Genomic DNA, 11,624 nt, shown 5'->3' on the forward strand with positions numbered 1-11,624 from the left:
ATTATTCACCGAGTAAACGTATCATTTCCTGCTCATCTATCACATCAATGCCCAGTTCCTGTGCTTTGGCCAGCTTCGAGCCTGCGGCTTCTCCGGCGATGACCAGATCGGTTTTCTTCGATACGCTGCCGCTGACCTTCGCCCCCAACGCCTGCAGACGGTCTTTGGCTTCGTCACGGGAAAGGATGCTCAGTGAACCGGTCAGCACCACGGTTTTACCGGCAAACGGGCTGTCGATTTCCCCGGCTTTGACCACCACCACCTGCGGCCAGTTTACTCCGGCCTTGTCCACCAGCAGGCGAATGATCTCGCGGTTACTCTCTTCGTCAAGGAAATTGCGCACATGGCTGGCAACCACTTTGCCGACGTCCTGCACCGCCATCAACGCATCAAGATCGGCCGTCATCAGCGCTTCCAGCGTGCCAAAATGGGCCGCCAGATTTGCCGCAGTGGCTTCGCCGACTTCACTGATGCCAAGCGCATACAGGAACCGTGCAAAAGTGGTTTGCTTCGCTTTAGCCAGCGCGTTCACCACGTTCTGCGCCGATTTCGGCCCCATCCGGTCCAGGCCGGTTAATTTGCCTGCCGTCAGTTCAAACAGCTCCGCCGGATTTTTGACATATTCTTTGTCTACCAGCTGATCGATAATTTTCTCACCCATACCGTCAATATCCAGCGCCCGGCGTGAAACAAAGTGTTTTAAGGCACCTTTACGCTGCGCGCCGCAAATTAAACCACCGGTGCAGCGCGCCACCACTTCCCCTTCAACCCGTTCTATGTCCGAACCACATATCGGGCAATGTGTCGGGAATGCAATCTCAAGCGCGTCGTCGCCTGTCTCAACCACGCTCATCACCTGGGGAATAACATCGCCGGCACGGCGAATAACCACGCGATCGCCGATTTTCAGCCCCAGTCGCTCGATTTCATCGGCGTTATGCAAGGTGGCATTACTCACCATAACCCCGGCGACCAGCACCGGCTCCAGCCTGGCAACCGGCGTCATGGCGCCGGTGCGGCCAACCTGAAATTCGACATCACGCACCGTGGTGATCTGCTCCTGCGCGGGAAATTTAAATGCTATCGCCCAACGAGGTGCACGCGCGACAAAGCCCAGTTGCTCTTGCAGCTCCAGGCTGTCCACTTTGATCACCACGCCATCAATATCAAAGCCCAGCGTCGGGCGGGCCGCCTCAACCTGGTGATAGAAGTCCAGTACTTCTGCCGGGCTGTGGCTAAGGCGCACACGATCGCTGACCGGCAGACCCCAGGCTTTGAACTGTTGCAGGCGGGCCATATGGCTGCGCGGCATTTCTCCGCCTTCCAGTAGGCCAAGACCGTAGCAGAAGAAGGTAAGCGGACGCTTCGCGGTGACACGCGGATCAAGCTGGCGCAGAGAACCGGCGGCGGCATTACGTGGATTAGCAAACACCTTTTGACCGCAGCTTCGCGCCTGCTGGTTCATTTGTTCAAACCCCGCCAGCGGCATAAATACCTCTCCGCGCACTTCCAGCCGTTCAGGAATGCTGTCGCCGCTCAGACGCAGTGGAATAGCCCGGATGGTGCGCACGTTAGCAGTAATATCCTCCCCCGTGGTGCCATCACCTCGGGTCGCGGCCCGCACCAGCTGCCCTTTTTCATACAGCAGGCTGACAGCCAGGCCGTCCAGCTTCAGCTCGCAGCAAAAGGTGATGTCATCAGTGCTTTTCAGCCGATCCTGTACACGCTTATTAAATGCCAGATAGCTCTCTTCATCAAAAGCATTGTCCAGCGACAGCATCGGCACTTCGTGGCGCACCTGCCCGAAAGCACTTAGCGGTGCTGCGCCAACGCGCTGGGTTGGTGAATCGGAGGTCAGCAATTCAGGATACTGCGTTTCCAACTCGCGCAATTCGCCCATCAGACGGTCGTATTCGGCATCGGGCACGGTCGGTGCATCCAGCACATGGTATTGATGTTCATAGTGGCGAAGCAGGGTTCGCAGATGGGTGATTTTGTCTTGCAGAGATTCCATAGCGGCACCATCAGAGATGAAAAAACCCCCGGAAGTCGGGGGTTTGCAAAGTTTAACCGGGGCAAAATTAGTGGTTAGCGTCGATCACGTCGCGAATACGCGCTTTGTACGTTTCCAGCTTCTGTGGCGTCATCATGCGGCGCTCATCATCAAGCACCACGCCACCAACATCATCGGCGATCCGCTGTGCGGATTGCAGCATCAGCTTAAAGTTTTGATGCGCATCGCCATAGGACGGTACCATCATAAAGATTGACACCCCCGGGGTGGAGAATTCAGACATAGTGTCTGGATTAAACGAACCGGGCTTAACCATGTTCGCCAGACTGAACAGAACCGGGCCGCTGCCAGCCGGGTTGAGATGCCGGTGGAAGATGTTCATCTCGCCAAACTGGAATCCTGCCTGCAAAACGCCCTGTAGCAGTGCTTCGCCGCTGATACTGCCGCCAGCATGAGCCGATACGTGTAGCACCAGTACGGTCTCTTTTTGACGCGTGTCTGCCGCCGAAGCTTGCGGGCTGTGCCCGGATGCTGCTGCCGCAACAGGCTCAACCTTAGGCTCAACCTTTTCGTCTGGCGCAGCGGTCGACCAAACCCTTTCTGGCTGGAGAACCGGCTGTGTCGCTTCAGGCTGCGAAGGAGGATTGTGTGGCAGTGCCTCACCGAACAGCGGGTCTTTAACCGACGGCCGATCATCCTGCTGCTGCGGCGGGCGGCAGACTGGCTCCGGCTGCGGTTTGCTGTGACGCGGCAGCGCATCCCCGGTATTAATTTCCCCCAGGGAAGGTTCCGATGTTTCAGGAGGGGGGCGCCGCGTACGCACTTCACCCACGCCTTCTTCGTCATCTTCGAAAGCTTCTTTCCTGTCCTGTTTTAAACGCTTGTGAGGGCGATCGCGAAAAACGGATGAACGCTCTTTACGGCTGGTCCACAGGCCATGTAGCAAAAGCGCTATAATGGCGATCGCGCCAACAACGATTAATATCAGACGCAAATCTTGCATCATTGTATTCTCTGTTGTTCCAGTACCTTGCCACCGCGGCAAACTTTATCCTCTAACTGTATTTGCCAGAGTACACAAGTGCAAGTCCGTGCAGTATTTTCTGACAAATATCCCGCTTTAAGGGGGCTTATTTGCTGATTTTTCGCACACCCGACCGGTGTTGAGCAGAAAAAGCTGGGTTATGATAGTTACCGCCTTCCCGTTTCAAGGAGAAAAGCCGTTTATGCCACATCACAATTTTAACCCGTCGCCTAACGGCGTTCACTATTTCAGCGTCGGCTGGAAACTGATTCGCCTGCCGGGAATACGCCGTTTTGTGATCCTGCCACTGGTTGTCAATATTGTGCTGATGGGCGGCGCATTTATCTGGCTGTTCCACCGTCTCGGGCAATGGATACCAGAACTGATGGCAATGGTTCCGGGTTGGCTACAATGGCTGAGCTATCTGCTGTGGCCACTGCTGGTACTGTCAATCATTCTGGTCTTCAGCTATGTATTCTCTACCGTCGCCAACTGGATTGCAGCCCCCTTCTGTGGGCTGTTGGCCGAACAGCTGGAAGGAAGATTGACCGGTAATCTTCTGCCCGACAACGGCTGGAGTGGACTGATTAAGGACCTGCCGCGCATTGTCAAGCGTGAGTGGCAGAAGCTGGCTTACTATCTTCCGCGCGCACTGCTGCTGCTGCTGCTCTATTTTCTACCGGGATTTGGTCAGATCGTTGCCCCGGTGCTGTGGTTTCTGTTTAGCGCCTGGATGATGGCAATCCAGTACTGCGACTATCCGTTTGATAACCATAAAGTCAGCTTTCGCCAGATGCGTTCTGCCATGCGGCAGAACAAAACGATGAATATGCAGTTTGGTGCGCTGGTCAGCCTGTTCACCCTGATCCCGCTACTCAATCTTGTCATCATGCCGGTTGCGGTGTGCGGGGCCACCGCCATGTGGGTGGATCGTTATCGCCCACTGCTGGCCTTGAATCGCTAAGCGCATAAGCCTGTGGTGCCAGCCGCTTTCAATGACCTCTGGCCCTCCAATGGGTGAGCCGGGAAAGCGCCTCGACAGCCATGTTGTGCGGCTTATACCCTTTTTGCAGGGCTTATTTCTGCTAAACATATCTATATACGATTTCATCACTTCACGGGCAGAGTGAACAAGGTATGCTCTATGCGTTTCCAGTATTTCATACAGTTAAGGACGGGCTATGAGTAAGATATATGAAGACAACTCTTTAACAATCGGTCATACGCCGCTTGTTCGACTGAACCGCATCGGCAATGGACGCATTTTGGCAAAAATTGAGTCGCGAAACCCTAGCTTCAGCGTCAAATGCCGTATCGGTGCCAATATGATTTGGGATGCAGAAAAACGTGGAATTCTTAAGCCGGGTATTGAACTGGTCGAACCGACCAGCGGTAATACGGGTATTGCCCTGGCCTACGTCGCGGCAGCTCGTGGATACAAACTGACGTTAACGATGCCCGAAACCATGAGCGTTGAACGCCGTAAGCTGCTGAAAGCATTGGGAGCAAATCTGGTGCTGACTGAGGGTGCAAAAGGCATGAAAGGTGCCATCAGTAAAGCGGAAGAGATCGTCGCCAGTCACCCGGATAAATTTGTCCTGCTGCAGCAGTTCAGTAATCCGTCCAATCCGGAAATTCACGAGAAAACGACCGGCCCGGAAATCTGGGAAGATACAGATGGCGAAGTGGACGTGTTTATTGCCGGCGTGGGCACAGGTGGCACGCTAACCGGGGTCACCCGCTACCTGAAAAACACCAAAGGGAAGACGGATCTGATTTCGGTCGCGGTTGAACCAACCGATTCGGCGGTCATCACTCAGGCGCTGTCAGGGGAAGAGATCAAACCAGGCCCGCACAAGATCCAGGGTATTGGCGCAGGTTTCATCCCGGCCAACCTCGATCTCAACCTGATAGACCGCGTCATTGCCATCACTAATGAAGACGCAATTTCCACGGCGCGCCGCCTGATGGAGGAAGAAGGTATTCTGGCCGGTATCTCTTCTGGTGCCGCCGTTGCTGCTGCATTAAAGCTGCAGGAAGATGACGCATTCGCGGAAAAAAATATTGTGGTCGTACTCCCCTCTTCCGGTGAACGTTACCTCTCCACCGCGCTGTTTGCCGATCTGTTTACCGAGAAAGAGCTGCAACAATAATCCTGACCTGGCTAATTTGTATGAAAAAGCACCCCCGCGGGTGCTTTTTTGTGGAGTACGTCAAACTTTTAGCACCATGAAGATTGATTTTACCCTCAATCGTCTGGTATTTAAGCTGGCAATTATTTCGATCCAAAAAATTAATCGAAACGCAAAATGGATTTGGCTGAATCGATTTACCGATTTGGCGCAGCCAGGTAAATCGCGGCATAATGAGAAGCGGATGAGTGAGACGAAGATCCCTGATTTTCTCTTAACCTTTACTCCACCTTACGAGCGCACTTTTTAGTCAGCCTCGAACCCTGGTTTGCGCGGCTCAATACAAGCTAACGCCCCGTTTTCGCACCGGGCTTTAGATCAACAACACCAAAACTGATTAAGTTGGGGAAATATTATGTTCCAGCAAGAAGTCACCATTACCGCACCAAATGGCCTGCACACTCGTCCGGCAGCTCAATTCGTTAAGGAAGCTAAAGCATTTGCTTCTGACATCACCGTTACTTCTAACGGTAAGTCTGCCAGCGCGAAGAGCCTGTTCAAATTACAGACTCTGGGTCTGACTCAAGGCACCGTGGTGACCCTGTCTGCAGAAGGCGAAGACGAGCAGAAAGCCGTCGAGCACCTGGTCAAACTGATGGCTGAACTCGAGTAATCAGTTCGCTATCCCGCACTGTAGTATCGGGCAGATAAATGCAATATTGATCGCGGACCGAGCGTCCGCGGTGTTGCTTTGGTAGCATTATCGCAGGCTTACGCGTTGGTTTGCATATATATGTCTGGCTCGCTGGGAGGAACAAACGCCCTGTTTATCCGCGTTTTCCCCCTCAGACGATAATCAGAAAGACAAAAGGTAGGGTTATGATTTCAGGAATTTTAGCATCACCGGGTATCGCTTTCGGCAAGGCGCTTCTGCTGAAAGAAGATGAGATTGTTATTGACCGGAAAAAGATTTCTGCCGACCAGGTCGATCAGGAAGTTCAGCGTTTTCTTGAGGGTCGTAAAAAAGCTGCCGCACAGCTGGAAACGATTAAAACCAAAGCAGGTGAAACCTTTGGCGAAGAAAAAGAAGCGATCTTCGAAGGGCACATCATGCTACTCGAAGATGAAGAACTTGAGCAGGAAATCATCGCTCTGATTAAAGATGAGCACGCCACCGCTGATTCTGCTGCCTATTCTGTTATCGATGGCCAGGCCAAAGCGCTGGAAGAGCTGGATGACGAGTATTTGAAAGAGCGTGCTGCCGACGTCCGTGACATCGGTAAGCGCCTGCTGCAAAATATTCTTGGCCTGCATATTGTCGATCTTAGCGCCATCAATGAAGAAGTTCTGCTGATTGCCAAAGATTTGACTCCGTCTGAAACGGCTCAGCTCAACCTGAAAAAAGTATTAGGTTTCATTACCGATATTGGCGGCCGTACTTCTCACACCTCGATCATGGCACGCTCGCTGGAGCTGCCAGCCATTGTTGGTACCGGTGACGTGACCAGCCGGGTGAAAAACGACGATTTCCTGATCCTCGACGGCGTAAATAACCAGATATACATCAACCCGACGCCGGAAAAAATCGAAGAATTAAAAGCCGTCGCGCATCAGTACGTCAGCGAGAAGAACGAGCTGGCAAAACTGAAGGACCTGCCGGCAATCACCCTTGATGGTCATCAGGTTGAAGTGTGCGCAAACATCGGCACCGTACGCGACGTCGCGGGGGCTGAACGTAACGGCGCTGAAGGCGTTGGCCTGTACCGCACCGAGTTCCTCTTTATGGACCGCGAATCGCTACCCAGTGAAGATGAGCAGTTCCAGGCCTATAAAGCCGTGGCGGAAGCGGTTGGCGCTCAGGCCGTCATCGTGCGAACTATGGACATTGGCGGTGATAAAGATCTGCCGTATATGAACCTGCCAAAAGAAGACAACCCGTTCCTTGGCTGGCGCGCTATTCGCATCGCGATGGATCGTCCTGAAATCCTGCATGCACAGCTGCGTGCTATCCTGCGCGCCTCTGCCTTTGGCAAGCTGCGCATCATGTTCCCGATGGTGATTTCCGTTGAGGAAGTTCGCATCCTGAAAGCAGAGCTGGAAACCCTGAAAGCCCAACTGCGTGCGGAAGGTAAAGCATTCGACGAGAAAATCGAAGTGGGTATCATGGTGGAAACGCCTGCTTCCGCAGCGATTGCTCATCATCTGGCGAAAGAAGTCGACTTTTTCAGTATTGGGACTAACGATCTGACTCAGTACACTTTGGCAGTAGATCGTGGTAATGATCTGATTTCGCATCTCTACAATCCTATGTCCCCTTCTGTATTAACGTTGATTAAGCAAGTTATTGATGCTTCTCACGCTGCAGGTAAATGGACCGGAATGTGTGGTGAGCTGGCAGGTGACGAACGTGCTACACTACTGTTACTGGGAATGGGGCTGGACGAATTTAGCATGAGTGCCATTTCTATCCCACGCATCAAGAAAATTATTCGTAATACCCATTTTGAAGATGCGAAGGCGTTAGCAGATCAAGCTCTGGCCCAGCCGACAGTGGATGAAGTGATGAACCTGGTGAATAAGTTCATTGAAGAAAAAACACTCTGCTGAGACCGAAAGACGCTGGCACAACATTACTGCTTAGGAGAAGAACATGGGTTTGTTTTCAAAACTTTTTGGCGATAAGTCAGATTCCGCATCGGGTGCCATTGAGATCGTCGCACCGTTATCGGGTGAAATCGTCAATATCGAAGACGTACCGGATGTCGTATTTGCTGAAAAAATTGTTGGCGATGGTATCGCTATCAAACCTACAGGCAATAAAATGGTTGCGCCGGTTGATGGCACCATCGGAAAAATTTTCGAAACCAATCACGCGTTTTCTATTGAGTCTGACAGCGGCATTGAGCTGTTTGTCCACTTTGGTATCGATACGGTCGAACTGAAGGGTGAAGGCTTCAAGCGTATCGCGGAAGAAGGTCAGAAAGTGAAGAAAGGTGACGTGGTGATCGAATTTGATCTGGCGTTGCTGGAAGAGAAAGCGAAATCAACGCTGACGCCAGTGGTGATCTCCAACATGGATGAGATTAAAGAGCTGGTTAAATTGACAGGCAGCGTTGTCGTGGGTGAGACCCCGGTTATTCGTATTAAAAAATAACCGCGCCCGTGAATGAATAAGCCCTCTGTTTACAGGGGGTTTTTTTATCGCTGTCCGTTGCCGGCGCCTGACCTGTACTGCCCTGTCCACGTAAAAATCTCTTTGCCCCTTGCCTGAACTCCGCCATTCAACCGCCCGACTCAATCTCCCAGTGCGGCAGACGAATTGTCAGCTCCAGTCCCCCTTCGCGGGCATTCACCGCGCTAACCTCGCCGCCGTGGGCTAACACAACTTTACGCACGATGGACAAGCCAAGTCCGTAACCTTTGCCGGACAGCGGCGAATTGACGCGCACAAACGGGTCAAAAATACTGGAGAGTTTATCCGCTTCTACCCCCGGCCCGCGATCGTGCACGCCGATCGTCAGCCAGCCATCTTCATGTCGAAGAGTGATTTGCACCTGTTGGCCCTGGGTTGAGAAACGCAGCGCGTTGCGCACGACGTTTTCTACCGCCGAGCGAATCAGATTGGCATCCCCTTTCACCGTGTAGTCATGCTGCCTGTCGGCTTCAAGCAAGATCTCAACGCCGGGTATCTGCGCTTCGTAACGTGCGTCATTAGTCACCGCCGCCAGCAGCCCCAGTAAATCAAAGTACTGTTCGTCTGGCAGCTTCTGCTGTTCGGTTCGTGACAAAGTGAGCAGCTCACCGATCATCTTATCCAGACGACGGGCCTCTTCGTCGATCCTGTCGAGTGCAGCACCAACAGACCCGGGGGTTTGACGCGCCAGCCCTGTTGCCAGCTGCAGGCGTGCCAGAGGCGAGCGTAACTCATGTGATATATCGTGCAGCAGTTCTTCACGCGCGCTGACCAGCACCGACAGGCGATCCACCATGGCATCAAAGTCCCGCGCCACTGCCGACAGTTCATCGTGCCGAAGACGCATCTGCGGGAACAGGCGCACGGACAGGTCACCTCTTGAGACGCGGGCAAACCCTGCACGCAACTGACGCATAGGCCGCGTCAGATTCCAGGCAAGACACAGACTGAATAACAGCCCGCAAATACCGCCGACAATAAACAGCGGCAGCGGCATATTAAGGATCCTGTGCGACCGACGTTCCATTCCGCTGTCCGCGCGCATTCCAGCCACGTCATAACGCAGTTGGTAATGGCGACCATCCGCACCTGTCACTGATTCGGTGATTTCTTCGGAGAATTTGCCGGGCGGCAGGAAGTGGTTCAGTTCATCATGCGGGCTTTGCGCAAACGGCAGACTATCCGTCAGCTGCACCGAAAAAAACCGCCGGTCACCCGCCGGCCAGTCGACCATCATATTATTCAGCGCATCCAGGCCACCGCGTTGCAGCACCGAGGCGGCCGAGGTCATTTGCAGGTTAATAATACGCCTGGTCGCCTGATTTTCCGGGGGTTCATGGTGTTTGCCATACAGGCCAAAGCCCAGCCACAGAAGTTGAGAAATAACGATAAAGGTAAGCCAGAATCCCAGCAGGATCTTCCAGAACAGGAAGCCACGTAAGCCCGATTTCATCGGATCCGGTAACCGATACTGCGCACCGTTTCGATAGCAATGGTGTCGTTAGTCAGCCCCGCCAGCTTCTGACGAATATTACTGATGTGCACATCCACGCTGCGGTCGTAGGCCTCGCGCGGGCGGCCAAGCCCTTTTTCCGACAGCTCATCTTTAGACACCACTCGTTCAGCCGAGCGAAGCAGCAGATCGAGCAAGTTGAATTCTGAGGCGGTGAGATCGAAAGGCTTATTCTGCCATTCGCTGATACGCGTTGCCGGGTTTAACCTCAGTTCACCCCAAACAATCACCTCTTTGTTTTTCTTGGCGACTGGCTGTTCTTCAACGCGCCTGAGTACGGCACGCAGACGGGCAACCAGTTCACGCGGGTAGCAGGGTTTGGGCATGTAGTCATCCGCCCCCATTTCCAGGCCAATCACGCGATCGATATTATCTCCTTTCGCCGTCAGCATAATGATCGGCAGACGGCCGTGCTGGCGCACCTGGCGCAACACATCAATGCCGCTCATATCGGGCAGCATGATATCGAGGATCATGGCGTGATAGTCGCCGGAAAGCGCCCCGTCGACGCCCGCTTTGCCGGTTAACACTAAGGATGCAGCAAAACCTTCGGCAATCAGGTATTCACTGAGCATGGTGCCCAGCTCGAAGTCGTCATCGACCAGTAAAATGTTCATACGCGATCTCTCAATGATCCAGGCGTCATTTTCACCTGTTAATGGATAATGCGCAGCCGCTTTTACCCAATCCTTACAGTATAACAAGTGAAAATCATGCGTCCGCTATTCACCCGCTGCACGGACCAGACGGACGCCGGAATAGTGGCAACGGCCATTAACGCCGTACGTAAGAGAGCAGGGTCAATAAACCCCGGTGGATAAGTAGCGGTCACCACGGTCACAGATAATAGCAACAATCACAGCGCCGGGATCAGCACGGGCAATACGCAGCGCCCCGGCAACGGCAGCGCCGGAGCTGACGCCACAAAATATCCCCTCTTGCCTTGCCAGCTGACGCATAGTCTCTTCCGCTTCCTGTTGCGACATATCCAGCATCCTATCCACCAGATCTGGCTGGAAAATTCCCGGAACATAAGCCGCTGGCCAGCGCCGAATGCCCGGAATACTGCTCCCCTCGGACGGCTGCAGCCCGACAATTTCAACTGCCCGATCCTGCTGTTTGAGAAAGCGCCCCACGCCGGTTATGGTACCGGTGGTGCCCATGCTCGAAACAAAATGCGTCAGACGTCCCGCCGTCTGCTGCCAGATTTCCGGCCCGGTGGTGAGGAAATGGCCCAACGGGTTATCGGGATTATTAAACTGGTCCAGTACCTTACCTTCGCCGCGAGCGGCCATCTCCAGCGCCAGATCCCGCGCCCCTTCCATGCCCAGCTCGCTGCTGACGAGGATCAACTCTGCGCCGTAGGCGCGCATCGCCGCCTGGCGCTCAACGCTCATGCTTTCCGGCATCAATAGTTTCAGGGTATAGCCTTTCATGGCGGCAATCATCGCCAGGGCAATACCCGTGTTACCGCTGGTTGCCTCGATCAGCACATTGCCGGGACGGATATCGCCCCGTCGCTCCGCCTGCTGGATCATCGATAACGCAGCCCGATCCTTCACCGAACCGGCAGGGTTATTGCCCTCCAGCTTTAGCCAGATCTCACTGCCGTTATCCGGGGTCAGGCGCTGCAGCCGGACTAACGGCGTATTACCGATGGTATTTTCGAGGGTGGTCAATTCAGGCATCCCGGCATGAAACAGCAGGGGCTGGTATCAACCAGCCCCTGAGTAAATGAGCGTCATATA

10 protein-coding genes are annotated in these 11,624 nt (G+C 53.7%); 5 read left to right on the plus strand and 5 right to left on the minus strand.

What is annotated here, in order from left to right; all coding sequences use genetic code 11:
• Position 1 precedes the first annotated feature (1 nt).
• Together ligA and zipA are read right to left on the minus strand one after the other, a co-directional pair.
• The gene (gene ligA / locus JGC47_RS11805; RefSeq protein ID WP_004162790.1) at positions 2–2,014 is read right to left on the minus strand and encodes an NAD-dependent DNA ligase LigA; all 2,013 of its coding nucleotides are present in this window, start codon (positions 2,012–2,014) and stop codon (positions 2–4) included.
• 67 nt (positions 2,015–2,081) lie between these two features.
• Positions 2,082–3,020, minus strand: a complete 939-nt coding sequence (gene zipA, locus JGC47_RS11810) for a cell division protein ZipA (RefSeq protein WP_004158906.1) — start codon at positions 3,018–3,020, stop codon at positions 2,082–2,084.
• A gap of 220 nt (positions 3,021–3,240) precedes the next feature.
• On the opposite strand from zipA, the gene cysZ reads away from it, so the two are divergent.
• The 5 genes from cysZ to crr all read left to right on the plus strand — a co-directional run bounded on the left by cysZ (position 3,241) and on the right by crr (position 8,324).
• On the plus strand, positions 3,241–4,002 hold the full coding sequence (cysZ, locus tag JGC47_RS11815; RefSeq protein WP_004158909.1) for a sulfate transporter CysZ: 762 nt from the start codon (positions 3,241–3,243) through the stop codon (positions 4,000–4,002).
• Between the two features lie 217 nt (positions 4,003–4,219).
• Entirely contained in the window at positions 4,220–5,191 is a 972-nt protein-coding gene (gene cysK, locus JGC47_RS11820; RefSeq protein ID WP_004158910.1) for a cysteine synthase A, read from the plus strand.
• Positions 5,192–5,585: 394 nt separating this feature from the next.
• Positions 5,586–5,843 carry a phosphocarrier protein Hpr gene (gene ptsH, locus JGC47_RS11825; protein WP_004158914.1) on the plus strand — a complete coding sequence of 86 codons (258 nt, stop codon included), beginning with the start codon at positions 5,586–5,588 and terminating at the stop codon, positions 5,841–5,843.
• Positions 5,844–6,049: 206 nt separating this feature from the next.
• Positions 6,050–7,777: a phosphoenolpyruvate-protein phosphotransferase PtsI gene (gene ptsI / locus JGC47_RS11830; protein WP_004158917.1), complete on the plus strand. Its 1,728-nt coding sequence runs from the start codon at positions 6,050–6,052 to the stop codon at positions 7,775–7,777.
• Positions 7,778–7,820: 43 nt separating this feature from the next.
• Positions 7,821–8,324, plus strand: coding sequence for a PTS glucose transporter subunit IIA (gene crr, locus JGC47_RS11835; protein WP_004158920.1), 504 nt, complete (start codon positions 7,821–7,823; stop codon positions 8,322–8,324).
• Between the two features lie 127 nt (positions 8,325–8,451).
• Here the strand turns inward: crr and JGC47_RS11840 are convergent, their stop codons facing one another.
• The 3 genes from JGC47_RS11840 to cysM form a co-directional block, all read right to left on the minus strand.
• Positions 8,452–9,816 carry an ATP-binding protein gene (locus JGC47_RS11840; RefSeq protein WP_004158922.1) on the minus strand — a complete coding sequence of 455 codons (1,365 nt, stop codon included), beginning with the start codon at positions 9,814–9,816 and terminating at the stop codon, positions 8,452–8,454.
• Positions 9,813–10,493, minus strand: a complete 681-nt coding sequence (locus JGC47_RS11845; RefSeq protein ID WP_004158923.1) for a response regulator transcription factor — start codon at positions 10,491–10,493, stop codon at positions 9,813–9,815. Before JGC47_RS11845 ends, JGC47_RS11840 begins: the two co-directional genes overlap by 4 nt.
• 183 nt (positions 10,494–10,676) lie before the next feature.
• Positions 10,677–11,555, minus strand: coding sequence for a cysteine synthase CysM (gene cysM / locus JGC47_RS11850; RefSeq protein ID WP_013036139.1), 879 nt, complete (start codon positions 11,553–11,555; stop codon positions 10,677–10,679).
• Between the last annotated feature and the right edge of the window lie 69 nt (positions 11,556–11,624).

Origin of the sequence: Erwinia amylovora, assembly GCF_017161565.1 — a bacterium.
GTDB classification, from domain to species: Bacteria; Pseudomonadota; Gammaproteobacteria; order Enterobacterales; family Enterobacteriaceae; genus Erwinia; species Erwinia amylovora.

Coding starts and splice junctions, on each gene's coding strand:
- JGC47_RS11840 (WP_004158922.1), bottom strand. CDS start 9,816: ATGAAATCGGGCTTACGTGGCTTCCTGTTCTGGAAGATCCTGCTGGGA.
- ligA (WP_004162790.1), bottom strand. CDS start 2,014: ATGGAATCTCTGCAAGACAAAATCACCCATCTGCGAACCCTGCTTCGC.
- cysZ (WP_004158909.1), top strand. CDS start 3,241: ATGCCACATCACAATTTTAACCCGTCGCCTAACGGCGTTCACTATTTC.
- ptsH (WP_004158914.1), top strand. CDS start 5,586: ATGTTCCAGCAAGAAGTCACCATTACCGCACCAAATGGCCTGCACACT.
- crr (WP_004158920.1), top strand. CDS start 7,821: ATGGGTTTGTTTTCAAAACTTTTTGGCGATAAGTCAGATTCCGCATCG.
- cysK (WP_004158910.1), top strand. CDS start 4,220: ATGAGTAAGATATATGAAGACAACTCTTTAACAATCGGTCATACGCCG.
- ptsI (WP_004158917.1), top strand. CDS start 6,050: ATGATTTCAGGAATTTTAGCATCACCGGGTATCGCTTTCGGCAAGGCG.
- zipA (WP_004158906.1), bottom strand. CDS start 3,020: ATGATGCAAGATTTGCGTCTGATATTAATCGTTGTTGGCGCGATCGCC.
- JGC47_RS11845 (WP_004158923.1), bottom strand. CDS start 10,493: ATGAACATTTTACTGGTCGATGACGACTTCGAGCTGGGCACCATGCTC.